The 25695-nt window shown below is 40.9% G+C and carries 25 protein-coding genes; 10 read left to right on the top strand and 15 right to left on the bottom strand.

What is annotated here, in order from left to right:
* Positions 1-33: 33 nt before the first annotated feature.
* Together QWZ01_RS23610 and QWZ01_RS23605 are read left to right on the top strand one after the other, a co-directional pair.
* A complete protein-coding gene (locus QWZ01_RS23610; RefSeq protein ID WP_290327745.1) occupies positions 34-1386 on the top strand; it encodes a glucoamylase family protein in 1353 nt (450 codons plus the stop codon).
* Positions 1387-1593: 207 nt separating this feature from the next.
* Positions 1594-2394 (top strand): carboxylesterase family protein, encoded by an 801-nt coding sequence (locus QWZ01_RS23605; RefSeq protein ID WP_290327743.1) that lies wholly within the window; start codon positions 1594-1596, stop codon positions 2392-2394.
* A gap of 190 nt (positions 2395-2584) precedes the next feature.
* Here QWZ01_RS23605 and QWZ01_RS23600 read toward each other — a convergent pair whose 3' ends face one another.
* The 4 genes from QWZ01_RS23600 to QWZ01_RS23585 all read right to left on the bottom strand — a co-directional run bounded on the left by QWZ01_RS23600 (position 2585) and on the right by QWZ01_RS23585 (position 5833).
* Positions 2585-3553 carry a hypothetical protein gene (locus tag QWZ01_RS23600; protein ID WP_290327740.1) on the bottom strand — a complete coding sequence of 323 codons (969 nt, stop codon included), beginning with the start codon at positions 3551-3553 and terminating at the stop codon, positions 2585-2587.
* A gap of 102 nt (positions 3554-3655) precedes the next feature.
* A complete protein-coding gene (locus QWZ01_RS23595) occupies positions 3656-3871 on the bottom strand; it encodes a DUF2442 domain-containing protein (RefSeq protein ID WP_290327738.1) in 216 nt (71 codons plus the stop codon).
* A gap of 135 nt (positions 3872-4006) precedes the next feature.
* Positions 4007-4732, bottom strand: coding sequence for a YebC/PmpR family DNA-binding transcriptional regulator (locus QWZ01_RS23590; protein ID WP_290327736.1), 726 nt, complete (start codon positions 4730-4732; stop codon positions 4007-4009).
* Positions 4733-4876: 144 nt separating this feature from the next.
* Entirely contained in the window at positions 4877-5833 is a 957-nt protein-coding gene (locus QWZ01_RS23585; RefSeq protein WP_290327734.1) for an NAD-dependent epimerase/dehydratase family protein, read from the bottom strand.
* A gap of 293 nt (positions 5834-6126) precedes the next feature.
* On the opposite strand from QWZ01_RS23585, the gene QWZ01_RS23580 reads away from it, so the two are divergent.
* The 5 genes from QWZ01_RS23580 (at position 6127) to QWZ01_RS23560 (ending at position 12039) form a co-directional block, all read left to right on the top strand.
* Positions 6127-7134: an aspartate-semialdehyde dehydrogenase gene (locus tag QWZ01_RS23580; protein ID WP_290327732.1), complete on the top strand. Its 1008-nt coding sequence runs from the start codon at positions 6127-6129 to the stop codon at positions 7132-7134.
* Between the two features lie 73 nt (positions 7135-7207).
* A complete protein-coding gene (locus QWZ01_RS23575; protein WP_290327730.1) occupies positions 7208-7993 on the top strand; it encodes a hypothetical protein in 786 nt (261 codons plus the stop codon).
* A 9-nt stretch (positions 7994-8002) separates the two neighbouring features.
* On the top strand, positions 8003-8905 hold the full coding sequence (locus QWZ01_RS23570) for a LysR family transcriptional regulator (RefSeq protein ID WP_290327728.1): 903 nt from the start codon (positions 8003-8005) through the stop codon (positions 8903-8905).
* Between the two features lie 235 nt (positions 8906-9140).
* On the top strand, positions 9141-10613 hold the full coding sequence (gene crtD / locus QWZ01_RS23565) for a 1-hydroxycarotenoid 3,4-desaturase CrtD (RefSeq protein ID WP_290327725.1): 1473 nt from the start codon (positions 9141-9143) through the stop codon (positions 10611-10613).
* A gap of 25 nt (positions 10614-10638) precedes the next feature.
* Positions 10639-12039, top strand: coding sequence for an aminopeptidase P family protein (locus tag QWZ01_RS23560; RefSeq protein ID WP_290327723.1), 1401 nt, complete (start codon positions 10639-10641; stop codon positions 12037-12039).
* Positions 12040-12130: 91 nt separating this feature from the next.
* Here the strand turns inward: QWZ01_RS23560 and hemH are convergent, their stop codons facing one another.
* The 9 genes from hemH to QWZ01_RS23515 form a co-directional block, all read right to left on the bottom strand.
* Complete coding sequence (gene hemH / locus QWZ01_RS23555) at positions 12131-13162, bottom strand: ferrochelatase (RefSeq protein ID WP_290327721.1); 1032 nt, start codon at positions 13160-13162, stop codon at positions 12131-12133.
* A 65-nt stretch (positions 13163-13227) separates the two neighbouring features.
* On the bottom strand, positions 13228-13941 hold the full coding sequence (locus QWZ01_RS23550; protein ID WP_290327719.1) for a fatty acid desaturase: 714 nt from the start codon (positions 13939-13941) through the stop codon (positions 13228-13230).
* 30 nt (positions 13942-13971) lie between these two features.
* Positions 13972-14823: a 4-hydroxy-3-methylbut-2-enyl diphosphate reductase gene (locus tag QWZ01_RS23545; RefSeq protein ID WP_290327717.1), complete on the bottom strand. Its 852-nt coding sequence runs from the start codon at positions 14821-14823 to the stop codon at positions 13972-13974.
* 75 nt (positions 14824-14898) lie between these two features.
* Positions 14899-15573, bottom strand: a complete 675-nt coding sequence (locus QWZ01_RS23540) for a carotenoid biosynthesis protein (RefSeq protein ID WP_290327716.1) — start codon at positions 15571-15573, stop codon at positions 14899-14901.
* Positions 15552-16640, bottom strand: a complete 1089-nt coding sequence (locus QWZ01_RS23535) for a glycosyltransferase family 2 protein (protein WP_290327715.1) — start codon at positions 16638-16640, stop codon at positions 15552-15554. Before QWZ01_RS23535 ends, QWZ01_RS23540 begins: the two co-directional genes overlap by 22 nt.
* A 3-nt stretch (positions 16641-16643) precedes the next feature.
* Complete coding sequence (locus QWZ01_RS23530) at positions 16644-17270, bottom strand: lysophospholipid acyltransferase family protein (RefSeq protein WP_290327714.1); 627 nt, start codon at positions 17268-17270, stop codon at positions 16644-16646.
* Between the two features lie 34 nt (positions 17271-17304).
* Complete coding sequence (locus QWZ01_RS23525) at positions 17305-17928, bottom strand: lysophospholipid acyltransferase family protein (protein WP_290327713.1); 624 nt, start codon at positions 17926-17928, stop codon at positions 17305-17307.
* Between the two features lie 3 nt (positions 17929-17931).
* Positions 17932-18741, bottom strand: coding sequence for an alpha/beta fold hydrolase (locus QWZ01_RS23520; protein WP_290327712.1), 810 nt, complete (start codon positions 18739-18741; stop codon positions 17932-17934).
* Positions 18742-18804: 63 nt separating this feature from the next.
* Positions 18805-20100, bottom strand: a complete 1296-nt coding sequence (locus QWZ01_RS23515; RefSeq protein WP_353959436.1) for a 3-deoxy-D-manno-octulosonic acid transferase — start codon at positions 20098-20100, stop codon at positions 18805-18807.
* Positions 20101-20342: 242 nt separating this feature from the next.
* Between QWZ01_RS23515 and QWZ01_RS23510 the strand changes: the two genes are divergently transcribed.
* The 3 genes from QWZ01_RS23510 (at position 20343) to QWZ01_RS23500 (ending at position 23216) form a co-directional block, all read left to right on the top strand.
* Complete coding sequence (locus QWZ01_RS23510; protein ID WP_290327710.1) at positions 20343-21329, top strand: UDP-glucuronic acid decarboxylase family protein; 987 nt, start codon at positions 20343-20345, stop codon at positions 21327-21329.
* Between the two features lie 15 nt (positions 21330-21344).
* On the top strand, positions 21345-22364 hold the full coding sequence (galE, locus tag QWZ01_RS23505) for a UDP-glucose 4-epimerase GalE (RefSeq protein WP_290327709.1): 1020 nt from the start codon (positions 21345-21347) through the stop codon (positions 22362-22364).
* A 111-nt stretch (positions 22365-22475) separates the two neighbouring features.
* On the top strand, positions 22476-23216 hold the full coding sequence (locus tag QWZ01_RS23500) for a tyrosine-protein phosphatase (protein WP_290327708.1): 741 nt from the start codon (positions 22476-22478) through the stop codon (positions 23214-23216).
* Between the two features lie 71 nt (positions 23217-23287).
* Here QWZ01_RS23500 and QWZ01_RS23495 read toward each other — a convergent pair whose 3' ends face one another.
* Positions 23288-24526, bottom strand: a complete 1239-nt coding sequence (locus QWZ01_RS23495; protein ID WP_290327707.1) for an ABC transporter permease — start codon at positions 24524-24526, stop codon at positions 23288-23290.
* A 222-nt stretch (positions 24527-24748) separates the two neighbouring features.
* The gene (locus tag QWZ01_RS23490; protein ID WP_290327706.1) at positions 24749-25531 is read right to left on the bottom strand and encodes a hypothetical protein; all 783 of its coding nucleotides are present in this window, start codon (positions 25529-25531) and stop codon (positions 24749-24751) included.
* Positions 25532-25695 lie beyond the last annotated feature (164 nt).

The following is a 25695-nucleotide window of genomic DNA, read 5'->3' as shown; positions in this document are numbered from 1 at the left end:
TTCTTTACCTGCTGAAGCAAATACATACTTTACATGAAAAAATTCTTTTTAACCCCTGTTTTATTGCTGCTTGCTATTTACTGTATGGCTCAAAAGCCAGTTACAAGCAGTACTGATACCATTAAACCTGTTGGTATTATTAAAAACCTTTCTGACAATGCGCTGCTTGAGATAGTTCAACGACAAACGTTTCGTTATTTCTGGGATTTTGGTCATCCGGTGAGCGGGCTGGCTCGTGAGCGCAGCAATAAATCTTTTAATTATGGCGACGAAGTAGTAACCACAGGTGGCTCCGGTTTTGGCATCATGGCCCTCATAGTAGCCGATAGTCGCAAATGGATAAGTCATGAGCAGGCAGTTACCCGCATGATTAAAATTGTTGAGTTTTTATACAAGGCCGATTCCTTTCACGGTGCCTTTCCGCATTGGTTAAATGGCGAAACTGGCAAAGTGATCCGTTTTGGCCGAAAAGATGATGGTGCCGACATAGTGGAATCTGCCTATCTTTTTCAAGGCTTGTTATGTGCACGGCAATATTTTACTGCCAACACTCCTCAAGAAAGCCATATACGTGATATGATTAATGGGATGTGGGACGATATGGAATGGAACTGGTACACCCGCGACGGCCGCGATGCCCTATATTGGCATTGGTCGCCAAATAATGGCTGGGCCATGAATTTCCCTATACATGGTTTTAACGAATGCCTGATCACTTATATACTGGCTGCATCGGCCAATCGTTATCCGGCTCCTCCTGAAGTTTACAACCGCGGTTGGGCACAAAGTGATTTCTTTAAAAACGGCAGAACCTTTTATGGGATTAAATTGCCTTTAGGCTTCGATTATGGTGGGCCTTTATTCTTTTCGCAATATTCATTTCTGGGTCTTAACCCTAAAGGATTAAAAGATCAATATGCCGATTATTGGGAGCAAAATAAAAACCATACGCTTATTAATCATGCTTACTGTGTTGATAACCCTAAAAAGTTTAAAGGTTATGGCGAAAACTGTTGGGGACTTACCGCAAGTGATAACTTTGAGGGTTATAATGCACACTCGCCAACTAATGACCTGGGGGTGATCACTCCAACAGGTGCGCTTTCGGCATTCCCTTACACGCCGGATTACTCTATGAAAGCACTACGTCATTTTTATTATGACCTGGGCGATAAGATATGGGGCGAATATGGCTTTACCGATGCCTTTAGCGAATCGCACAACTGGTATGCTAAATCATACCTGGCTATCGATCAGGGTCCAATTATAGTAATGATCGAGAACTATCGCACCGGCTTGTTATGGAAATTATTCATGAGCTGCCCCGAAATACAAAACGGCCTTAAAAAACTTGGCTTCGAAAGTCCGGAGCTGGCTAAAAAATAACATTCTTGTCATTTCGACGAGGAACGAGGAGAAATCTTACATGCTGCAACGCCTGAGGTAAAAGATTTCTCCCTTCGGTCGAAATGACAATTGAAAACAAATAATACCTGACTTGAACAATAAAAAATATTAAACATTGTAAATCAAAAGGCGTTAGATTTGTTTTAACTAACAAACATCTGCAAAACGAGTCACCAACACAGCCCCATGAATCATATAAAAGTTTTTATAGGAATGCTAAGTTTGCTCTTAGCATTTTCTTTTTCAGCACGTTCTCAACAAAACTTATCATCTTTTGACAGGGGTAGTTTTGCCATGAAAGGCGATACACTTCCTTACCGTTTATTATTTCCTAAACATTTTGATCCTAACAAAAAATATCCTCTGCTATTTGTTCTGCACGGTTCGGGCGAACGCGGCAATAATAACGAGGCTCAGCTAAAATATGGACCTTCACGCCTTTTGCAGGACAGCGTACGTGAAAAATATGAAGCTATTGTGGTTTTTCCGCAATGCCCGGCGAATAGTTATTGGTCAAACGTACAGCAGGAAACCGACCCGGCAACACAGAAAAGAAAATTCGTATTTCAGGTAAATGAACAACCTACCATAGCTATGAGTCTACTAATGGGCTTGGTTGATCAGTTTTTAGACAAACCCTTTGTTGATAAACATCGCGTTTACATTGGAGGCTTAAGTATGGGAGGCATGGGCACATTGGAGATCATTGGGCGTGAACCTAAAATATTTGCTGCGGCTTTTTCCATTGCTGGAGGCGATAACACCCTTAATGCTAAAAAGTATGCAAAAAAAGTTCCGCTATGGATATTCCACGGCAGTAAGGACAGTGTGGTGCCTGCCGATCATTCAGAAGTTATAGTAGCAGCCATTAAAGAAGCAGGCGGCGATCCTAAATTTACCCTTTATCAAGGCGTTGACCACAACAGCTGGGATTATGCCTTCAAAGAACCTGAATTATTAAGCTGGCTGTTTTCGCACAGTAAATAATCAGCCGCTCTATTAAAGACGACACTTTGAATTTGATCTTTTGTTATTGTGAGCAGGAACGACGAAGCAATCGCACGCTATGCAAGTTTCCTTTCAGTTCGCGATTGCTACGCTATCGCTCGCAATGACAAAATTTATACGCTCTGAATAAAAACCGTTTTGATATTATAGCCTTTCTTAAAATTATTGACTATTCTTCCTCTTTAGGCTTTGGTGGGATATTCTTCATGTTAAACCGGGGCTTGTAAGCAGGCTTGGCGGCAGGTCCATCTGGCGAAGATACATTTGACATATCCTCTGGCTTTTCTTCGGGCCTAACCTCGTCTTCAACAGGCTTGGGCTTTACCATCCCTGCCTGAAAACGAGGTTTGTATGCAGGTTTGGCCGAAGGAGCCTCAATTTCGGGAACAACCTCTGCTTCTGATTTAACCTCGGGTTTCTCTTTAGCTACAGGTGGTTCATTCTCAACCGGTTTAGGTTTCATCATGGCCGCATTAAAACGGGGCTTAAAACCAGGCTTCGGAGTTTCTGTAGCCGGCTTAGTTTCTTCGCTTTTAGCTTCAGCTTTTTCTGCAGGCGTTTCAGTGTTTTCTGTAGGTTTTGGTTTGACCATTGCCGCATTAAAACGTGGCTTAAAGCCGGGCTTAGGGGCTTCAGTAGTATCCTTAACAACCTCTTCCTCTTTTATTTCAGGCTTTTGTTCAGGAGTTGCCTCATCTAATTCGGCCTTTGGGTTTACCATAGCCGGATTAAAACGAGGCTTAAAAGCCGGTTTTGGAGCAGTTGACTCTCCTGACGGCGTAGTACCTTCTTCTGGCTTGATTTCACTTTTTTCTTCGGCAGGCTTGGCAGTAACACCAGCTGCTTTGAATTTGGGCGTGAACCCAATTTTTGGCGTAGCTTTTACCGGCTCTATCAGGCTCTCGGTAATGGTTTGTTCGGCCAGCTGATTTTCTATCCGTAACTTTTCTGTTTTTATTTCCGGTGATGCTGGAAAACGGCGTCTGAGCTTATTGAACCAATATTTTTTGGTATGATCAAAGCTTTTTTCGCCCATCTGTTCGTAATGAGTTTTAAATTCAGAAAACAACGATTGCTCACCCTGCTGCAGAGCCAACAGATCAATCTTTTTCTTTTTAAAAAACTCTTCGAAGGTCATATCATTAGATTTGAGATATGAGATGTGAGATATGAGACATTAACTTGCTTAAGTTACTATTCTCCCTTATCTAACATCTCACATCTAATATCTCATATCTGCTTAAAATGCAACATCAATATCCAGCTGATTAAAGTGGATACCTTTATCTGTCTGCTTCCAGTCTGCACGTTCCTCATCGGTGGCGTTCATCAGTTTCGGAAACCATTCCAGCGGAAACGCCTGTTGTTTGCCATCCGGTTTCTCAACAAAAAGTAAGCCGTTAGCAAAGGTTACCTTTACTTTCTTCTCTTCCTTACGTGAGCTGAATAATGGCATGTTTTTAATTCAAAAGTTAAATTCAAAAGTCAAAAGCCTTTTGAATACAATATTCGCGATTGCTTCGTACCTCGCAATGAGAGATAATTATTAAAAATAAATCCGAAATCGAAAATCCGATTTCCGAAATCAATTTTACTCGGCCATATTATGATAAACCGCCTGCACGTCGTCATCCTCTTCCAGCTTATCAATCAGTTTCATGATATCAGCAACCTGCTCTTCGGTTACCTGGTGAAATGACTGGGGAACACGCTCCAATTTGGCCGATTTTACTTCAATGCCTAATTCCTCGAGGGTCTTTTGCATCTTACCGAAATCCTCAAAAGCCGTGTGGATTACTCCAATATCGTTTCCTTCTTCATCCGCCTCAACAAACAAATCTTCCAAACCCGCATCAATTAATTCAAATTCCAACTCTTCCAGATCGCGGTCGCCGGGAATAAATGTAAAAACAGATTTGCGCGTAAAAATAAAATCAAGCGAGCCTGTTTTGCCTAATGAACCACCGGTTTTGGTAAAGTAGCTGCGCACATTGGCCACGGTACGGTTGGTATTATCGGTAGCTGTTTCAACCAATACAGCAACGCCGTAAGGAGCGTACCCTTCGTAAACTAATTCTTCGTAATCCTTTTCATCCCGGCTAGTAGCCCTTTTTATAGCGGCTTCAACACGATCTTTCGGCATGTTTACGGCTTTAGCGTTTTGCACCGCCGTTCTTAAACGCGAGTTGGTAGTAACATCACCGCCGCCCGCTTTTACGGCCATTACAATCTCTTTTCCTAAACGGGTAAACTGCACGGCCATTTTAGCCCAGCGTTTAAACTTTCTTTCTTTGCGGAATTCAAATGCTCTTCCCATGTTTTCTTAGTTCATTATTCTTGGCTGATACATCAACCCTTGTATTGATTAACTGCTCACCCAATAAGGGTAAAGTGGTTAAATATAATATTTGTTTTATATAAGTTTCAAACGCTTAGCTTTTTGCTTTACGCTTTTGGCCCTTTAACTTATTATAGTATCTTTCAAATTAGTCAGCATATCATTGGCCATGGCAGCCAGGTCATATTCTAATTTCCAGCCCCAGTCCCTTTCGGCATAGCTATCGTCAATTGATTTTGGCCAGCTATCGGCAATAGCCTGGCGCGGATCATTTTCGGAATAGCTTATTTCAAAATCAGGTATCTGTTTTTTTATTTCGGCTGCCAGTTGTGTAGGGGTAAAGCTAATGCCTGCCAAGTTATATGACGAACGGATGGTAAGTTGCTCGGCCGGTGCATCCATTAATGAAATGGTGGCCCTGATGGCATCATCCATATACATCATAGGTAAAGCGGTATCGGCCGAAAGGAAACTGGTATAGCTTCCTTTTTTTAATGCCTCGTGAAATATATGTACGGCATAATCAGTTGTGCCGCCTCCCGGATTAGCTCTCCAGCCTATCAGCCCCGGGTAACGGATGCTGCGCACATCAAGTCCGTATTTATTAAAATAATACTCACACCAACGCTCACCTGCCAGTTTGCTGAATCCATAAACTGTATTTGGATCCATTACGCAATATTGTGGTGTATGAAACTGTGGTGAGTTGGGGCCGAATACAGCGATTGAACTTGGCCAGAAAACTTTTTGTGTTTTAAACTCAACAGCAAAGTCAAGTATGTGGAGAAGGCCGGTCATGTTCAAATCCCAGGCCAATTTGGGTTTTTGCTCGCCTACGGCCGATAGTATGGCGGCCAGCAGATAAACCTGGGTAGGGCGATGTTTATCAAATATATGGTGCAAATTATCTTTATCAAGCACATTCACAATCTCGAACGGTCCGCCGTGGCGTATAGCATAACTCGGATCATTTATATCAGATGCTATTACATTTTCTGCACCGTGTATCTTTCTCAAAGCTACAACCAGCTCTGTACCTATTTGGCCGTTGGCGCCAATCACTATAATCTTTTCGCTCATGCAATATTGAGTTTGCGCAAAGGTAAAAATTTGGGCGAAATCTGTTGAGGTAGTTCATCAAGTTTATAGGGAAAGTAACAGCTTATTTAACTAAAATGAACATATTGATTTTTTCAGCTTCCGGTTTACCCCCGTTTAACCATTCATTAAAATATACTAATCTTATAGGACAACTATTATAATAAACCCAAAAAAATGTGCATATTTGGGGTTCAAGTTTTTATTATATAACAAATTAACAAAATGAAACCTCCAATGGAAGCTTCATTACAGATCAAAAACAGTTTAACAAAATGAAAGTCGCAGTAGTAGGTGCTACAGGATTAGTAGGCACCAAAATGTTGCAGGTTCTTGCAGAACGCAACTTCCCCGTTACAGAATTAATTCCCGTAGCTTCAGAAAAAAGTATTGGTAAAGAAATTACTTTTAAGGGTAAGCAGTTTAAGGTAGTTTCTGTTGAGGATGCGATTAAGATGAAGCCGGACGTAGCGATTTTCTCGGCCGGCGGAAGCACTTCATTACAGCAGGCTCCTTTATTTGCAGCCGCTGGTACAACCGTTATTGACAATTCATCGGCATGGCGCATGGACCCAACCAAAAAACTGGTTGTGCCCGAAGTTAACGCCAATGTATTAACTGCCGATGACAAGATAATTGCCAACCCTAATTGCTCAACCATACAAATGGTAGTGGCCTTAAAACCACTGCATGATAAATATAAAATTAAAAGAGTAGTTGTATCTACCTATCAATCAGTTACCGGCACCGGCGTTAAAGCTGTTGACCAGCTGTTTAACGAGCGTAAAGGTATCGACGGCCCTAAGGTTTATCCTTACACCATCGACCTTAACGTTATCCCTCAGATTGACGTTTTCACCGAGAATGGTTATACCAAAGAGGAAATGAAAATGATCCTGGAAACCAAAAAGATCATGGGCGATGATAGCATAAAAGTTACCGCTACAACTGTGCGTATCCCAGTTATGGGGGGGCACTCAGAATCAGTGAACATTGAGTTTGCCAATGATTTTGATCTGGCCGAGGTACGTGAGCTATTGGCAAAATCACCAGGCATTGTTGTGGTTGATGATCCTGCTAACCTTAAATATCCAATGCCGCTTGACGCGCATGATAAAGATGAGGTTTTTGTAGGCCGTATCCGTCGTGACGAAACTCAGGACAATACATTAAACTGCTGGATAGTATCAGACAATTTGCGCAAGGGCGCTGCTACCAACGCTGTACAAATTGCCGAATACCTTGCTGCTGCTCAGTTAATTGGCCAGCCGGTTGAAGCATAAATTTCAATCTGAACAAGATAAATAAAAGGGATGATCATTTGATTATCCCTTTTTTTATTTAAACTTGCCTGCCATGAAAACCATTAAACTAATAGTTGTTTTCTGTTGCTGTTTAGCTTCAACCCGCTTGTTTGCCCAAGACAGCCCGCAAGCCATTGAAGCTGATCTGTTGCGTATACTTCAAAAGGTAAACTATTATGGCTCGCACAAAAAACAGTGGAAAGCCATTGATTCTCTGCAAAAGCAAAACAAGATCTTTGGGTTTAAGCTCAAATATTACACTTCCAAATACCCGGCAACCATTAGCCAGCCCTTTACTTCGCTGATCAAAGCAAAATTGGTAATAGCAACTTCTGCCGACGGACAGTTTCGTACTTATTCATGGAACACCCAGCTTGGCACTAAAGGCTTTGACATTTATAACGTACTGCAATATAAAAACAACGGAAAAACCACTGCACTTTTAAAAATGGATACCGTGGGCAAAAAGGGAAGTTTACCACTTTGGTATTCAAAAATTTACACCTTTACCAACAGCAATAAAACTTACTATTTAGCACCTTATAATTCTGTTTATTCGCCTGCAAAAGCCGGACAGGGTTTAAGGATCTTTACCATTGATAAAGGTTCGCTGATCAGTAACCCTCCACTGATAAAAACTCCTACAGGTGTATATAGTCAGTTACATTATGATTTTGACGTAAGCTCTATTGCCGACTGGAAATCATACCCAAGTATATATTTCGATCCGTCTAAACAAACCATTTACACCCCGCTGGTTGATTACAATCATAAAATGACCCGTAAATTTATTCCCTATAAATTCAACGGCCGTTTTTTTGAGAAGTTAAAAAGTTAACTTAGCCTAATGATATCCTTTGCTCACCGTGTTTTTATGGAAGTTGCCGCTAACCTTAGCTTTAGCAAGGCAGCACAAGTGTTATTTGTAACACAACCCGCTATCAGCAAACACGTTAAAGCACTGGAAGATCAATACAAAGTACCTTTATTTGAACGTAAAGGCAACAGTATTCTGCTTACTGAAGCGGGCAACAAACTGAACGAGTACCTGCAGCAGGCTACCGAAATTGAACGCAAGATAGAGTATGATCTTTCTGTTCTGAGTAACCTGTCGCAAGCTGCCGGGCATTTGCGTTTGGGCGCCAGTACTACTATTGCATTATATATTTTACCATCTATATTATCCGGTTTTCAGCGTGAATACGCCAATGTAGATGTGCAGCTGGTAAACCGAAACTCCGAGTATATCCTTAACGCTCTGCTTAATCATGAGGTTGATATTGGCATTATTGAGGTTGATAATAAATTAACCACCGTATCCTACAAACCCTTTATGAGCGATGAGGTGATACCGGTATGCTCGGCTAAAAGTCCGCTGGCGGGTAAATCACTTACCTTAAAGCAGTTGATAAAAACACCCCTTGCCGTTCGTGAACGCGGTTCAGGTACGTTAAACGCGGTATTAAAATCATTATCGGCCCTGCACATTAAGCCGGCAGATCTGTCGGTAAAGATCAGGCTGGGTGGTACCGAGGCTTTGAAAAATTTTATCCTGGCCGATCAGTGCCTGGGCTTTATGCCGCGTCCATCCATCATTCGCCAACTTGCCGATGGCGATCTGATTGAAGTACCTGTTGAAGGACTAAAAATCACCCGTGATTTCTTTTTTATACGCCGCAAAGGAACCGAGGATTATGGACTTACGAGCAACTTTATCAATTTCGCATTGCAGCATATTGAAGGGAAATAACCTAAATACAGTAATTTGTAAATCAGCTATTTAACCACCTAATTTCAAATAGTCAAAACCATATAGCTATCCTGCCTGTAATTTTATCATGCTTATTATACAGAGTTTGCTATCAAACACGCTGTGAAGCCTGTTTAATTTAACTCAAAAGGCAAATTCAGTACAATAACCTAACTGGGGGTAGAATCGTTAGCGGTTCTGCCCTTTTTATTGCTACAGGTTTTATCTTTACCCCATGCCCTCAAAAAAAGTATTGATCATAGGTGCCGGGATTGCCGGAATTGCTTCGGCTATTCGTTTGGCTGCAAAAGGCTATCAGGTTGAGATTTTTGAGGCAAACAATTACCCGGGTGGTAAACTTAGCCAGTTTGAACAGGAGGGTTTCAGGTTTGATGCCGGCCCAAGTCTTTTCACCATGCCTCAATATGTTGATGAGCTGTTTACCATGGCCGGTAAAAACCCTATCGATTTTTTCAGATACCAAAAGCTGGATGTGGTTTGTAAATACTTTTATGCAGATGGCACACATCTTACAGCTTATGCAGATACCGATAAATTTGCAGCAGAAGTTCATAAACAAACCGGCGAACCGACAGATTTTGTAGAAAAATACCTGAACAACAGCAGCAATATTTACAGCATCACCAACCATGTTTTTTTAGAACGATCATTGCATCGCCTAAAAACATATTTGAATTGGGATGCGGTGAAATCCATATTCCTGTTCCCGCAGATAGATGCGTTCCGCAGCATGCATAAAGCCAATCGAGGCTTTTTTAAGGATACCCGCATGGTGCAGTTTTATGACCGCTACGCCACCTATAATGGATCAAACCCTTATAAGGCTCCGGCTACACTCAATGTGATACCTCATCTGGAGCAGCATTATGGTGCTTATTTTCCTGAAGGTGGCATGTACAGTATTATTAACAGCCTGGTAACGCTGGCAGAGGAATTGGGTGTTGTATTCTATTATAATTCGTTGGTTGAGGAAATAATTTTAGAAGGATCATTAGCGAAAGGTATCAAGGTGAATAATCAAATTATTCAGGGTGATCTGATCGTATCCAACATGGATGTTTGGTTCACTTATCACAAACTGTTAAAACAACATCCTGAGCTATTCCCTAAAAAGATCCTGCAACAGGAGCGCAGCAGTTCGGCATTAATATTTTATTGGGGCATTAAAAAACAATTCCACAGGCTCAACCTTCATAATATTTTCTTTAGTGCAGATTACAAGGCTGAATTTGACCATATCTGGAAGCAGGGAAATATTTATCATGACCCAACGGTATACCTCAACATAAGTTCAAAATACAAACCTGACGATGCACCCGAAGACTGCGAGAATTGGTTTACCATGATCAATGTACCTGCCAACACCGGGCAAAACTGGGATAGCCTGATAACCGAAGCCAGGCAAAACATATTAAAAAAGTTGAACCACCTGCTCGGCGAAGACATCAGTCAGCTGATTGTTTGCGAAAGCATCCTCGACCCGCGTAGTATTGAAAGCAAAACCTCCTCTTACCAGGGTTCGCTTTACGGCACCAGCTCAAACAGTCAATTCGCAGCATTTTTAAGACAAGCCAACAAGGCTTCTCAAATTAAAAACCTCTATTTTTGTGGCGGCAGTGTACACCCTGGCGGGGGTATCCCCCTTTGCTTGCTTTCGGCAAAAATTGTGAGCGATTGGATAGGGTAGTACAGTGCTATTTAAAAACACGACTATGAAACTTCAACTTTTTGATAAGCAGGTTTACGCTGATCGCAGGCAGGTGCTAAAGCAAAATATCGGCTCGGATGGTATCATCCTGTTGCTGGGCAACGAAGACAGCAGCATGAACTACAAAGACAATTGCTACCCTTTCAGGCAGGATAGCAGTTTCTTGTACTACTTCGGGCTCGACGTGCAAAACCTTGCTGCCGTTATTGATACCGAAACCGGCGAAGAATTTATTTTTGGTAATGAACTTAGTATAGATGATATTATCTGGACAGGCACCTTGCCTACTGTTCGTGAAATGGCGGCCCTGGTTGGGGTTAACCAAACCAAACCTTACGATCAGATCATTCATCATGTGCATAAGGCAGTTATAGCCGGCAGAAAGGTTCATATTTTGCCTCCATACCGTCCGGAAAACCGCATTAAACTTGCTAACTGGTTTAATGTGAGCTTACAGGATGTTCAGGATCATGTTTCTTTGAAACTGATCAAGACGGTTATCGCACAGCGAGTGATCAAAACGCCTTTGGAGATCCAGGAGATGGAAAAAGCGGTTGACATTAGTATCGATATGCAGCTGGCTGTAATTAAAGCCACCCGCCCGGGTATAAAAGAGTTTGAACTGGTGGCAAAAGCCAATGAAATTGCCTTGGCTGCCAATGGCCGCTTAGGCTACGGCGCTATTATCACTACTCATGGCCAAACATTGCATACTCACTATTACGGCAACACCCTGCAGGATGGTAACATGGTACTGAGCGACATCGGTGCCGAAAATGACATGCATTACGGCGGCGACCTTACCCGTACTTTCCCTGTAGGGCGAAGCTTTACCAATCGTCAAAAAGAATTATATGAGGTGGTATTAACCTCTATGGATCATGCCATCAGCATGTTGAAACCAGGTGTAAGATACAAAGACATTCACTTAGCCGCCTGCCAGAAACTGGTGGAAGGGCTAACCCAGGTTAACCTCATGAAAGGCGATGCTGCCGAAGCTGTTGCTGCAGGTGCACACACCATGTTTTTTCAATGCGGATTAGGCCATATGCTGGGTATGGATACCCACGATATGGAAGACCTGGGCGAACAATATGTTGGCTATACCGATACGCTGAAAAAAGAAACTATATTTGGGTTAAAATCGCTGCGCCTGGGCCGCGAACTGGAAGCAGGTTATGTATTAACTGTTGAGCCTGGCATTTACATTATCCCTGAACTGATAGACCGATGGAAGGCTGAAAAGAAATATGCTGATTTTATCAACTATGATGTGCTGGAAACCTATCGCGATTTTGGTGGTATCCGCATTGAGGACAACTTCCTGATTACCGAAACCGGCAGTCATTTGTTAGGAAAATATTTACCTAAAACATTAAAGGAAATAGAGGCTTTGAAAGGGTGATATAATTCTCCTGTCATTGCGAGCGGAGCGAAGCAATCGCGAATGTGCATAGTTTGCGATTGCTTCGTTCCTCGCAATGACAAACTATAATTTACGCTGCTACATGGTTTTCCCTAACCATTTTCTCCAGAGCATCAATCCATATAGGCGAATCATTCAGGCTTTCTACCAGCTGAACCTTTTCGCCACCTAAGGCTTTAAACTCATCGCCATATTCGGTGGTAACCTCGTAAACAGTTTCCAGGCAGTCTGCCACAAATGCAGGGCAAAATACCAGCAGGCTTTTCTTACCTTCTTTGGCCAATTTGGCTACAATTTCGCTGGTGTAAGGCTGTACCCAAGGGTCGTTACCCAGGCGAGATTGAAAGCAAATGGTATATTTTTCTTTGGGAATATTCAGTTTTTGGGCTATCAGCTGAGCCGTATGGTGCGATTGTGCTGAATAGCAGAATTTATTGACATCTGTTAAAGTCTGGCAGCAATCAGCACTTTTTAAGCAATGTTGTTGGGTATGATCGGCTTTAATCAGTTGCCTTTGTGGCAAACCGTGAAAACTGAATAATATGTGATCGTACGTTTCGGGTTTGTACTTTAATGCATTATCGGCAAATGTGGCTATCATGCCCTCATTATCGTGAAATGAATTAACAAACGAAATTGTGGGTTTTGTAGGCCATTTTAATAACAACTCCATCACTTTATCATAAACAGAGCCTGTACTGGCCGATGCGTATTGAGGGAACAATGCGATCACCTGTATATCATCAACCAAAGCTGCTTTAAGCCTGTTCAGGGCCGACTCAATTGATGGGTTTTGGTATCGCATAGCCAACTCAACAATATACTCATTGCCGAGGCGTTGTTGTAAAGCTTTTTGCTGTAAAAGGCTATAATGCATTAATGGAGAACCTGTTTCTTTATCCCAAATAGCCTGATATAATTTAGCTGATTTTGGAGCCCTGAAAGGGGTAATAATACCTCTTACCAAAAGCGCCCGGGATATTGGGTTGATGTCAATTACCCGCGGGTCCATTAAAAATTCATTCAGATAGGTACGTACATCTGCCGTTGAAGGGCTGTCTGGTGTACCTAAATTCACCAATAAAACTGCTTTTTTACCCATAATATTCAGGTGCAAAAATATAAAATAAAAGCCCTTAACCTTTTAATTAAAGAACAATTTACAAACTAATGATTGCTAATATGCGTAGCAACTCCCCCTTTAGGGGGCCGGGGGGCTTTCCACAATTTCCACCAGGGAGTACCCGGCGAATCATGATGTTCATAGTGATATCCAAAAAAATAACAGCTAAAAAAAGCTAACACATGGTTTTTAGGCTGACTCCGGGCGAAATAAGAATTATCATGCTCACCTTTGTGAGGTTGATAGGTACCAAAGTAAAACAGCTGAAGTGTACTGATCAGTGACGGCACCACCCAAAACATGATCAGGTTTTGCTGCGGAATCCAAAGTTTTAAAATATTGAATAATATAGCCATTACCACAATTTGCCATAGTGAAAGGTAATTGCGGATAAACCTTATATACCAGCTCCAGAAGCCACCCTGATGATAATCGGGATCTTCACTGGTATGCACCTGGCTATGATGTTTATGATGTTTGGTATACAACTGCGGATACCAGAACGAGGCGTATAAAAATGTGCAGAGATAGCCAATAAAGTTATTTATTCCTCGGTTTGGAGATACCGTACCGTGCATTGCATCATGAGCAGTTATAAACAAACCTGTATATAAATGCATCTGCACTAAAATAAAAAGATAAACCAGAGGATTAGCAAAGCTAAATTGCCATTGCATCAATAATATGATGGACGTTGCCCAACAACCTATTACCAGCAGGGCAATCCATAAACCTGTATTTGATTGGCTTTTTTGCATGTAATTGATATAACAGCAAAAAGCGTGCTGTTAAAATTTTTCCAGCTCGGATTTTACCTCCTGCATCAGCCACATTGGGGTAGATGTAGCACCGGCTATGCCGATGGTATCATTTGCTGAAAACATGTTTTTATCCAGTTCGCTTGATGAGGATATGAAATAAGTATTAGGATTGTGCTTGCGGCATACCTCAAACAACACTTTTCCGTTTGATGATTTACGCCCCGATACAAACACAATTTTATCAAACCGGCTCACAAACTTAGGCAAGTCTTTATCACGGTTTGATACCTGGCGACAAATGGTATCATTAGCTTTCAGGTTATAGCCGCGGGCAATAAGCTCGTCTTTTATACCGTAAAACTTCTCCATACTTTTGGTAGTTTGAGTATATAGCGTAATATTTTGCGGCAGCTCTACATTGTCCAGTTCAGCAATGTCCTGAAAAACCAGAGCTTCGTCATTGGTTTGTCCCTGCAAACCGATTACTTCGGCGTGGCCATGCTTCCCGAATATCAGGATCTTTTCATTGGCATCATAGGATGTTTTTATCCTGTTCTGCAGTTTTAAAACCACAGGGCACGATGCATCAATAAGTGTAATGTTATTTTCTAAGGCTACACGGTAAGTTTCGGGAGCCTCGCCATGGGCACGGATAAGTACTTTTTCGTTGTTTAAATTTTTCAGTTCGGCATGTTCAATGATGCGTAAACCAAGGGCCTTTAAACGCTCTACTTCCTCATCATTGTGAACTATATCGCCAAGGCAATACAAATAACCTTCTTCGGCCAATATCTCTTCGGCCATATCAATGGCGTATACTACGCCAAAGCAAAAGCCCGAATCCTGATCAATAGTAACTTTTAACTGATACTCTCCCATTGCGTTACAAATTTACAGCAAAAATAACGGTTGATAGTAATCATTGTGTGAATTTTAATAAGGAGTCTTCAAGTCCTAATTAAATATCCCCAATCCCATAAAAAACACAAACTGCATAATTAACAACACAGGCGCCACTATACCTTGCTGCTTAAATTTAAACTGCTCAAAAATAAAAAGGAGAACAGCACTTAGCAGAAACCAGCAAACATAGTTTTTAACAGGAATCCCATTGCCGGCCCAGTGCCAGTAATCAAAATGAATAGCAATAGGCTCTATAAGCATATCAAGCACAAGCAGTATCAGGGCACCTATTATTATCCTGATAAAACTATTCCTTATTCGGCTGCGCCGCATACTCACCCCGGTTGAATAAATAAGCAAAAACCAATTTACGCCAATCATTAAAGGGATATTAAACCATTTTACACCCAGTGTTTCACCATAGGAATAATTGCCGAACAACCAACCTGTGTGTACCCCGATAAATTCAGCCCCGAAGCCAATGACAAATATTATTATGGCAAATAACAAAAACTTGCCATTTAACTCGCTGTGACTAAACAGTATCACACCCATCATGAGCAATAAATGCCAGGGAACTATATCTAAAAAAATAGAATCAAACGGCGGCACTATGAAACCGATAAGCCCAACCATGTGAAATAGTATTACAATGATCACAGCTACCCGCTCCTTAGGGGTTTGCGCGTAACGCATTAATGCTTTCAAATTTTGCGCCCTTTCCATACGGTAGTTTTAGTTAAGTAGCGCTGTATAGAGGTAACCGCAATAATCAGCATATTCAGCATTTGCAAAGGATGCAGGATAATATTTTTTACAGGGCTTTGGTCAGAAAGGAGCGAAATCATGACACGTGTAAGGATGATCAATCCAAACATAAAAAATAACAGCGGAAGGTTCAGTGTCATGATCACGATCATAGGGCCGCCTATAATGATCACTATGTAAACCAGAAAACCAATAATACTGTAATTAAAAGCCGCCAAAAAGTTTTTACTAAAACCGGCAATGGCTTCATTATGGCTTCTATACATGCGACAACTGATCATACCATTAGCCAGTAATGCCTCGCCGTTATAAGCTTCTGCCTTTACCAGTCGCATGATCTCCACATCCTCAACCACTTTACTTCTTACTGCTTTATGCCATTGATTTTTATGATAAACAGCAGCGTCAAACATCATGAATTGCCCACTTGCTGCTGCAACCGATGCATTTTTTACGAGGTATATTAATCGTAAGGGCAGCAGATTAAGCAATATAAAATGCATGAGCGGCACAACAGCCCACTCTCCCGGGGTTTTCATTAGCTGATTGGTAAACAAGCTCAACAAGCCCAGCTGGTGCAGATGCATCCGGTGCACCGCGCTGTTTATTAAACCCTGTTTTACCTCCTCATCGGCATCCAGAAACAGCAAATATTTGCCATCGGCCTGTTGGGCCAATTGGTGACAGGCGTAATTTTTACCTATCCAGCCATCTGGTAGTTTACTACCTTTTATAACTTTAAAACGCGAATGTTTTGCAGCAAATGCCGAACATACAGCATAAGTATCATCAGCCGATTCGTCATCAAGCACTATCACTTCGTAGTTCTCATATTCCTGCTCATGAATAGATTGCAGCAGCGTTAGGATATTACCAGCCTCGTTACGGGCCGGTATCAATATGGATACCCTATCGGTATACTGTTTACCAACCCGGTGTAATTTAGGGTTCGATATAAAATTAAACAGTGTAACCGAAAAACGAAGGATGATAAAAAAGAGGGTTATTGATATGGCAATGATCACTTTTTATAATACTATTTCGGTTTGCAGTTGTTTTGCTGAATTGTAATGTTGTTGATAAGCGGTGGTTAGCTCATCTATGCTTTTATAAGCTAAATTACCTGTAATGGTTTTTAAATAAACGGTTGCAGTAGGCTTTTTATGTTTAAAATTCTCCACAAATGTTGCCGCAAACAATAAATCGAAGTTTTGTTGCGCTCCATCTACAATTTTCATTAACCCTTTTTGAAATGATACCCGATCAATAAAATTAGAATACAGCTTGCCTTGCGGAAAAATAAGCACCATGTTTTGCGGATCGTTCAATAATTCAGCGGCATAGTTAAGCGAAGCAATCATATCCCTGGAGTTTTTATTAACCGAAAATGCGCCCATATATTTAAAGAACCAAACCTGGCGCACGGTTTCTTCCAATACCATGATATGAAACTTTTTACCCAGTAATTTATGATTAACACAGTACATTAAAAAACCGTCCCACCAGCTAAAATGATTAGCCAATAGCAAAACAGCCTTATCTGTACGTGGGGGTACCTGTTCAAACTTTACTTCATGAAAATTACGTCCCACTATCCGCAACAGATAACGATGAAAAAACCAATGTATTAAACTGTTTTTTTGCGAACGGATCATGAGTTGCAAGATACTGATTGAAAAACAAATTCAATCAGTGAGCCATGTTTACCTGATTTTTTAATGCCTGCTGGTGAAAATCATTAATGCTTTGCTTAAGTTCTTCAAAAGATATTTCGCCGGCGATACCGCAGTTAAAATGATGTATGTAGGCCCGCGGCTTTAAACTTTCAAAATAATCAATTAACGTACACTGATAAACAACCTGGCATGGGCCTTTTATTTGTTTAATAAGTCGCTCTATTCCTTTTTCAATATGGATGTGGGTAATATGGTTAGAACAAAGTTCGCCTTGCGGGAATATGGTAACCAGGTTTTCAGGATTGTTCAGCAAATTTGCCGAGTAGGTAAGTGATTCCAGTATTTCTCTTGATCCTTTTTTCATAGAGAAAGCGCCCAAATATTTAAAATACCAGTGATTTACAAAATGATCGTGCTGCATCATGATAAAAAGACGGCGCTTTAAATTATTGAAAGCAGCATAGTTTGCAAAAAAGCCATCCCACCAGCTAAAGTGATTGGTGAGCAGCAAGATAGAATGCCCAGGCATGGGCTCAAAAGGCTGTATGTTAATTTCCTTGAAATTACGCCCCATCCACCAGCGCATAAAGCGGAAGAACATTTTACTTAGGGTATCATTTTGGCGTGATGGCAGCATATTTTATTGTACTAAGTATTCGTCGAGTGCTTTAATAACGAGCCAATGGCCCAGAGCCAGCTCATGTACCTCGGCATTATCAAGCATTTCAATAAACGGCATAGCCGCCGATTTTGGGAACAGCTTATCATCTTTACCAAATATCAGCAGGCAATTAATTTTATACCGGTTTATTTGCATGGCCACTTTTTTAACATCGGGCTTTAATAAACGTATCAAATTTAGCGTATAATAAGTATCCAGCCTTTTTTGTTCGGTGTCAATTTCATTATAGGCAATCTGGTACAGGCTATTATCTATCATACCTGCTTTTTTTGCACACTTAAGCACAAAAGGTGCCAGCCATTTGCTTTTTGTAACGCCCCGAAAAAGAAATTTGCCCAATGGGTTATGTAACAAAAAATGAAATCCTTTATATACAGACAAACCATCCGGGGCCATTAAGATCACATCATCAATAAGGTGGGCATATTCTTCAAGCAGTATCAAGGCAAGATTTGCACCTATCGAGTACCCCATAACCGAAAAACGCTGTTCACCGTAAGTTTTAAACCATTCCTGCATGTAACTGCGCACCATCTCCTTGGGCATACCTGCCCTGATCTGCTCATCTGTCCACCCTTCAAGTTGGCTGCCACCATGGAAAAAATGATCAAAGCCGTAAATATGATATTTGGGCAGTATTGATTTTTCGAGCACATGAAACTGTTTGCCCGTCATTCCGTAACCGTGAAAGGCCAGCAACGGTTTCTGACCCGTACCATATTCGTGAAAATGCGCTTTACCCAAACCGGGTAGATGTAAAAAACCCATTAAGGCAATATTAAGAATTATTTGCCCCCTAACTCCCAGAAGGAGGAACTTTTTGATGAGCAATTACATTAATGCCCCACTATAGGGGTCAGGAGGGTTTACCAGTTCCATGATCATTTGTGTAGCCCCGGTATGTTCACGTACGTAACTGTATATTTTTTTGCTGGTTAGGTTGTAGAATCCCCTGTCGGTGACCAAAGTGTTCGTAATACCTTGCAGTTCGGTTTCGTTATTAATGCTGAAACCTGCCTTTAGGGCAACTAACTCGCGGGCCTCATTGAATTTTGAATAATTAGGACCAAAAATAACCGGCAAACCAAATGCAGCTGCCTCAAGCGTATTATGTATACCTACTCCAAAGCCGCCACCTATATAAGCAATATCACCATATGCATAAAGTGACGACAGCATACCAATGTTATCAATTATTAAGGTGCGAGGCCCAAGGTGCGGAGAACGGGGTGCGGATATTTCCACTCCATCTTTTGGCTTTTGACTTTTGATTTTTGAATTATTTTTAACCCATTCTGAATATTTTACTGCCGAACCTTTTGGTAATAAGTTAATCAGGTTGTTTATTTTTTCTGCTTCAACCTCATGCGGGGCAAAAATAAACTTCCAATCGGGGTATAGGGCTGGCAAAGTAGCCAATAGCTTTTCATCTTCGGGCCAGGTACTTCCGGCAATAAATAACTTTTGCCCGTTTTTAAATTCGCCCGCACCGGGTATTTGTTTAGGCTGCTCGGCATTAGCCCAAACACGGTCAAAACGGGTATCCCCACTAATGGTTGTATTATTTAAACCCACATTACTAAGCAATTGCCTTGATTGCTCGTCTTGCAGAAAAAAGTGTGTAACCATGCTTAAAATCTTGCGATGCAAGCCACCGTACCATTTAAAAAATACTTGTCCGGGTCTAAAAATTCCCGAAATGATATACAGCGGAATCTGCCGTTGATGCAACTCATTAAAATAATGGTACCAATATTCGTATTTGGTGAATACAGCCATAGTAGGTTTTATGGCATCTATAAACTCATGGGCATTATTGGCGGTATCTAAGGGTAAATAATAAACCGCATCGGCAAGGGGGGTATTTTTCCTGATCTCGTAACCCGAAGGTGAAAAAAAAGTGACCACGATTTCTTTTTCGGGATGCTTATTTCTCATGGCCTCTAAAATTGGCCTACCCTGTTCAAACTCGCCCAATGATGCAAAATGGAACCATATGCTGCTGCTGAATGAGGTAAGCTTTTGCTGTCTTCTGCCTTTTATCCATAAGCCTGCCTTGGCATTAAAAAAAGAAGCAAGCCATACAGCAAAGTAATATAGTTTGATTCCAATGTTATATAAAAACATCAATTTAAGTATGAATGATTATCTTAGCCGGGCATAAAAGTAATAACAATAATTACAATAAATACGTATGAGTCATCCGTATGCTGTAACTTCTTTAACTAAGCAAATGGTTTACAGTAATCCCAATTTTAAGAATATAAAAATGTTATTAAAATAAGTCTTTTTTTGATAGTGCTGATTTTATCATTAACTATATAAAAGTAACTGTGTGCAAATTAAACCAAACAACCAGGAGGAAATAAATGTCAACTCGTAAACGGATATTAATAACCGGAGCAGCCGGATTCTTAGGATCGCATTTGTGCGACAGATTTATCAAGGAAGATTACCATGTAATTGGTATGGACAACCTGATCACCGGCGATCTTCGCAACATCGAACATCTATTTAAACTCGAAAACTTTGAGTTTTACAATCATGATGTTTCCAAATTTGTGCACGTATCTGGCGAGCTGCATTATATATTGCACTTTGCTTCTCCGGCAAGCCCTATTGATTATTTAAAAATACCTATCCAAACCTTAAAAGTTGGTTCATTAGGCACTCACAATTTATTAGGCCTGGCTTTAGCCAAAGGTGCCCGGATGCTGATAGCCTCTACATCTGAGGTTTACGGCGATCCGAATATAAGCCCTCAAACTGAGGAATACTGGGGTAACGTGAACCCGGTTGGACCGCGTGGTGTTTATGATGAGGCTAAGCGCTTTCAGGAAGCTATAACCATGGCTTACCATACTTTCCATGGTTTGGAAACACGTATAGTACGTATATTTAATACCTATGGCCCTCGTATGCGCCTGAATGACGGACGTGTATTGCCTGCATTTATTGGCCAGGCCCTGAGAGGCGAGCCATTAACCATGTTTGGCGATGGTTCACAAACCCGTTCGTTTTGCTATGTTGATGATCTGGTTGAAGGTATTTACCGTTTACTGCATAGCGATTATGCACAACCGATGAATATTGGTAACCCTGATGAAATCACCATAAAACAATTTGGCGAGGAGATCATTAAACTAACAGGTACCGATCAAAAACTTATTAGTTTGCCTTTGCCGGTTGATGATCCTAAGCAACGCCGCCCGGATATTACCAAGGCCAAAAGCATTTTAGGTTGGGAACCGAAGGTATCCAGGAGCGAGGGGCTAAAGATCACTTTTGAGTACTTTAAATCTCTCCCCGAAAAGGAAATAAACCATAAGGATTTTGCATATTACAATAAACGATAACATACTCTACTTAAAATGAAAATATTAGTAACAGGCGGCCTGGGTTTTATAGGCTCCCACACTGTTGTTGAATTGGTAAATGCAGGTTACGAACCTGTTATTGTTGACGATCTGTCAAACTCCGATCCTAAGATATTAGATCAGATAGCCAAAATTATAGGTTACAAACCTGTTTTTCATAAACTTGACCTGTGCAACGAGCACAGCGTAAAAGAACTGGCCGTTAATGAACCCGATATTGAAGGTATTATTCATTTTGCCGCCTATAAAGCCGTAGGCGAATCGGTGCAAAAGCCATTAAAGTATTATCGTAATAATTTTTATTCCCTTATCAATTTATTGGAGGCTTATCATGGCAAGGCATTAAATTTTGTTTTCTCGTCGAGCTGTACAGTTTACGGGCAACCTGAACAACTGCCAGTTACCGAAGCTGCACCGGTACAATCTGCGCAATCGCCTTATGGTAACACTAAGCAAATTGCTGAGGAAATATTACAGGATATGATAGCTTCTGGCAGCGATTACAAGGTAGTTTCGTTACGTTATTTTAACCCGGTAGGTGCCCATGACAGCGCGCTTATCGGCGAACTTCCAATTGGTGTTCCTCAAAACCTGGTGCCGTTTATTACCCAAACAGCCATCGGCAAACGCCAAAAAATTACTGTTTTTGGCGATGATTACAATACACCTGACGGCAGCTGCGTTCGTGATTATATACATGTTGTTGATTTGGCCAAGGCTCACGTTGCGGCTCTTAAATTAATGCAAAAAGATAATTTTAAAGGATACGATGTATTTAACATTGGTACCGGCAACGGTACTACTGTGCTACAGATCATACATGCCTTTGAACGTGCCACTGGCGTAAAGTTAAATTACGAAATTGGCCCTCGCCGCGGCGGAGATGTGGAGCAGGTTTGGGGAGATGTAACTAAATCAACCAATAAATTAGGATGGAAAGCCAAGCTGGGGATAGACGATATGATGTCATCGGCCTGGGAATGGGAAAAATACATATCACAAAATCCTTTGTAATTAAACATTACAAAAGATTGTTTATGATTGTACTGGTTTAAGGCTTGTATTTATTTTGCCTAAGCCTTAAATCAGACTATACCATGATGAATAGCATACTAACCGTTAATTATGTTTGGTTTATTTAAAAAGAAACCTGAAAAAAGACATGCGAATTTTAACTATGAATCAATCATGGTTGATATGCACTCGCACGTGCTTCCTGGAATTGATGATGGAGCCAAAACACCGGAAGATTCCATTATACTGATACGAAAAATGATGGAGCTGGGTATAAAAAAAATTATAGCCACTCCTCATGTTATGATTGATTTTTACAGGAACACTCCTGAAACTATTACCAACGCGCTTAACATACTCAAAGCCGAGCTGATAAAAGAAAATATCGATATACCTGTTGAGGCTGCTGCCGAACACTATTTTGATGAAACCTTTGAAGCCAGGGTAAAAGAAGGTCGGCTGATTACCTTGGGTGATAATTATGCGCTATTTGAGTTTTCATTTATCAATAAGCCACCCAATGCTGTACCGGTTATACAAAAGATGAATGATTTGGGCTACAAACCCATTCTGGCACACCCGGAAAGATATCCTTACATGGATCTGGAGCAGTTTAAAAACCTGCATAACTGGGGCTGCAGCTTCCAGCTCAATACCATATCATTAACCGGATATTATGGCAAGGAATCAAAAAAGCTGGCAGAAACTTTGGTAGATCATGAGCTTATTGATTTTATATCAAGCGATATGCACCATACCAAGCACGCTGCTGCTTTGAAAGATGCACTCAATACTACTTATATCGAAAAGCTGCTTTTTGATTATCCATTAAAAAACAGCTTACTCTTTTAAGTAAGCAACAAAAGAACAAGGGCTAAGAAAGTAAATTTCTTAGCCCTTGTTCTTTTGTTATTCAATTTCTACTATTCGTATCTTAACGCTTCAACCGGGTCAAGCCGGGCAGCTTTCTTGGCCGGGTAATATCCAGATATAAGGCCGATGAATGTACATAGCAATATGGCAAAAATGAGCCAGCCCCATGGCACAACAAAGGTCCCGCTAATTTGAACAGCTATGAGGTTTCCGGCAGCTATGCCCAGTACCATCCCTGCTATACCTCCAATAAAGCATATCACAATAGCCTCAATCAAAAACTGTTTACGTATTACGGCCGGGGTAGCTCCAATAGCCTTACGCACACCTATTTCACGGGTACGCTCGGTAACAGATACCAGCATAATATTCATTAACCCAATTGCTGCTCCTATTAAGGTAATGATACCTACCGCAAAACCTGCAATGGTAATACCAAGCAACTGGCTGGATAGTTCTTGTTGTATCGAGTCGCTGCGGGTTATTTCAAAATTGTCTTCATTGGCGATGTTAAGGCTGCGCACGTTCCTTATCAGGGATGTTGCCTCGCCTATACTGGCATCCAAAGCGCCGGGGCCGTTTACCTTAACCGTTATGGAGTAAGATAAATTACGTGCAGTATCAATTTGCTTTGCTTTAAGTATGGGGATGATACAAAACTTATCACCACCAAATGAGCTTGAACCCTTTGACGCAATTACACCAACTACGCGGTATTTATTATTACCTATAAAAAGCGATTTATTAACCGGGTTCTCTTGTTTAAACAACTTTGTTTTTATCTCATCGCCTATCAATACCACATTAGCGCCATGCTCCAGTTCTGAAGCTGAAAAATTACGACCGAAGGATAGCTTTTTCCCGGAAGTAGCCAGGTAGTTTTCGTTTGACCCGGATATAGAAATATTAGGATTGGTTTTCAGGCTGCCGTATTTAGCTACCGCAGTACCGGTAACATCTAAGTTAATGGCTGTTACCACAGGTAGTTTAAAAGTTTTTTTAAAGCGCTCTGCCTGATCATATGTAATAGGAGGATAAGCTTTTTTATGGCCGCCATTACCAAAGTTGAGGCCTTCTCCACGGCTTTGAATAGTGAATGAGTTGGCACCAAGATCAGAAAAAGCATCATTTGTAAACTGCCTGATACCTTCAATAGCAGTTAAGATACCTATCAGGGCCATGATACCGATAGCAATAATTAGTGATGTTAAAGATGTACGGAGCCTGTTGCCGGCTATAGATTGTAGCGCTATGGAAATATTTTCTTTATAGGATGTTTTAACCGGCATGGTATAAAAATAAAAAATCTTCGCGGTTTTGACTGTGCATTATACCAATTTGTTACAGCACATTATATAAATATAGCTGCTATGATTACACCTTTAAAATAATATATAATATTTATTAAATAACCTCACTACTAAATGCCATTATAATAAACAAGGCCATCATGAATTATTGAAATATAATTCACAACGGCCTTTGCCCTACATAAATCCGGAAGCACCCTTTTACCTTATCCGTCTGTAAATTTCTATTGATTTTTGCACAGAATCGGTTATTACCTGCGAATATTCGTCATTACCCTTAAAAGTAATTTTGATGGCAAATTTCCTATGCAGTAACTGGGCGTGGCTTGACAGCTCATCCTCTTCTCTAAGTGTATCGTTTCTTAGGCTGAAAACGCCATATCCAAAACCGTTCTTGAATTTTTTACCTTCTTTATCAATCGTATACCGGTGAACAAACATAAAATATCCTTTCTGAAATATTTTATACTGCGATGGCTTCAGGTTTACAGTGTCCTTTCCGGTTACCACATAAGCCGATTCCATTTTCCACAGGCCATCCAGAGCAGTTGTATCCTTAGGCGGTACAGTGGTGTAATCTTCAATCATCTTATAGGTTACATCCCGCACTTTAGCCAGGGTAGGAATAACCTGGGTGTACCCTCTCGCGGTTCTGGTAATTTCCAGGTTAAAAGTACCTGCCGAATCAAGCAGGCGGCTGCTATAAATATTTTGCTCGGTCATTTTATTAACTGAATCCATTTTATAAGAGCCTACGCCAAACCCAACTGATGAGTCGGGAGCAAATGCCGCATACATAAAATGATCATCTGTATATATTTTCCGTTGAATCCTTTTATAAACTGTATCCTTTCCACCACCACTAACCATTTGCTTTTCCAATTTATACACACCAGCCTGAGTAACTGGAGGGGCACTTTTCGGTTGCTTGCAGCCTGCAATTGCAAAAATTATCAAAACTGCAACTATCATGATTTTTTTCATATCGTTTAAGTTTAAGGGTGATTTTGATTGGTTTATTTGTGAGGATTATTATTTATAACATACCTTACCAAGAGGTAAAAATGTTCATGAAAAAGCCATAAAAAGGCAATAGATCTCCTTTCTTATAAATTTAGGTTTCGCGTTTATTGGTTAATTGAATTTAC

The sequence above is a fragment of the Mucilaginibacter aquaedulcis genome (assembly GCF_030409325.1).
In the GTDB taxonomy this organism is placed as follows: domain Bacteria; phylum Bacteroidota; class Bacteroidia; order Sphingobacteriales; family Sphingobacteriaceae; genus Mucilaginibacter; species Mucilaginibacter aquaedulcis.
Note: the sequence above shows the minus strand (reverse complement) of the source record. Positions and strands in the feature narration are given on the sequence as shown.

What these genes read in the sequence shown, in the direction of transcription:
- QWZ01_RS23610 (WP_290327745.1), top strand. Translation starts at nt 34, where the DNA reads ATGAAAAAATTCTTTTTAACCCCTGTTTTATTGCTGCTTGCTATTTAC.
- QWZ01_RS23605 (WP_290327743.1), top strand. Translation starts at nt 1,594, where the DNA reads ATGAATCATATAAAAGTTTTTATAGGAATGCTAAGTTTGCTCTTAGCA.
- QWZ01_RS23600 (WP_290327740.1), bottom strand. Translation starts at nt 3,553, where the DNA reads ATGACCTTCGAAGAGTTTTTTAAAAAGAAAAAGATTGATCTGTTGGCT.
- QWZ01_RS23595 (WP_290327738.1), bottom strand. Translation starts at nt 3,871, where the DNA reads ATGCCATTATTCAGCTCACGTAAGGAAGAGAAGAAAGTAAAGGTAACC.
- QWZ01_RS23590 (WP_290327736.1), bottom strand. Translation starts at nt 4,732, where the DNA reads ATGGGAAGAGCATTTGAATTCCGCAAAGAAAGAAAGTTTAAACGCTGG.
- QWZ01_RS23585 (WP_290327734.1), bottom strand. Translation starts at nt 5,833, where the DNA reads ATGAGCGAAAAGATTATAGTGATTGGCGCCAACGGCCAAATAGGTACA.
- QWZ01_RS23580 (WP_290327732.1), top strand. Translation starts at nt 6,127, where the DNA reads ATGAAAGTCGCAGTAGTAGGTGCTACAGGATTAGTAGGCACCAAAATG.
- QWZ01_RS23575 (WP_290327730.1), top strand. Translation starts at nt 7,208, where the DNA reads ATGAAAACCATTAAACTAATAGTTGTTTTCTGTTGCTGTTTAGCTTCA.
- QWZ01_RS23570 (WP_290327728.1), top strand. Translation starts at nt 8,003, where the DNA reads ATGATATCCTTTGCTCACCGTGTTTTTATGGAAGTTGCCGCTAACCTT.
- crtD (WP_290327725.1), top strand. Translation starts at nt 9,141, where the DNA reads ATGCCCTCAAAAAAAGTATTGATCATAGGTGCCGGGATTGCCGGAATT.
- QWZ01_RS23560 (WP_290327723.1), top strand. Translation starts at nt 10,639, where the DNA reads ATGAAACTTCAACTTTTTGATAAGCAGGTTTACGCTGATCGCAGGCAG.
- hemH (WP_290327721.1), bottom strand. Translation starts at nt 13,162, where the DNA reads ATGGGTAAAAAAGCAGTTTTATTGGTGAATTTAGGTACACCAGACAGC.
- QWZ01_RS23550 (WP_290327719.1), bottom strand. Translation starts at nt 13,941, where the DNA reads ATGCAAAAAAGCCAATCAAATACAGGTTTATGGATTGCCCTGCTGGTA.
- QWZ01_RS23545 (WP_290327717.1), bottom strand. Translation starts at nt 14,823, where the DNA reads ATGGGAGAGTATCAGTTAAAAGTTACTATTGATCAGGATTCGGGCTTT.
- QWZ01_RS23540 (WP_290327716.1), bottom strand. Translation starts at nt 15,573, where the DNA reads ATGGAAAGGGCGCAAAATTTGAAAGCATTAATGCGTTACGCGCAAACC.
- QWZ01_RS23530 (WP_290327714.1), bottom strand. Translation starts at nt 17,270, where the DNA reads ATGATCCGTTCGCAAAAAAACAGTTTAATACATTGGTTTTTTCATCGT.
- QWZ01_RS23525 (WP_290327713.1), bottom strand. Translation starts at nt 17,928, where the DNA reads ATGCTGCCATCACGCCAAAATGATACCCTAAGTAAAATGTTCTTCCGC.
- QWZ01_RS23520 (WP_290327712.1), bottom strand. Translation starts at nt 18,741, where the DNA reads ATGGGTTTTTTACATCTACCCGGTTTGGGTAAAGCGCATTTTCACGAA.
- QWZ01_RS23515 (WP_353959436.1), bottom strand. Translation starts at nt 20,100, where the DNA reads ATGTTTTTATATAACATTGGAATCAAACTATATTACTTTGCTGTATGG.
- QWZ01_RS23510 (WP_290327710.1), top strand. Translation starts at nt 20,343, where the DNA reads ATGTCAACTCGTAAACGGATATTAATAACCGGAGCAGCCGGATTCTTA.
- galE (WP_290327709.1), top strand. Translation starts at nt 21,345, where the DNA reads ATGAAAATATTAGTAACAGGCGGCCTGGGTTTTATAGGCTCCCACACT.
- QWZ01_RS23500 (WP_290327708.1), top strand. Translation starts at nt 22,476, where the DNA reads ATGTTTGGTTTATTTAAAAAGAAACCTGAAAAAAGACATGCGAATTTT.
- QWZ01_RS23495 (WP_290327707.1), bottom strand. Translation starts at nt 24,526, where the DNA reads ATGCCGGTTAAAACATCCTATAAAGAAAATATTTCCATAGCGCTACAA.
- QWZ01_RS23490 (WP_290327706.1), bottom strand. Translation starts at nt 25,531, where the DNA reads ATGAAAAAAATCATGATAGTTGCAGTTTTGATAATTTTTGCAATTGCA.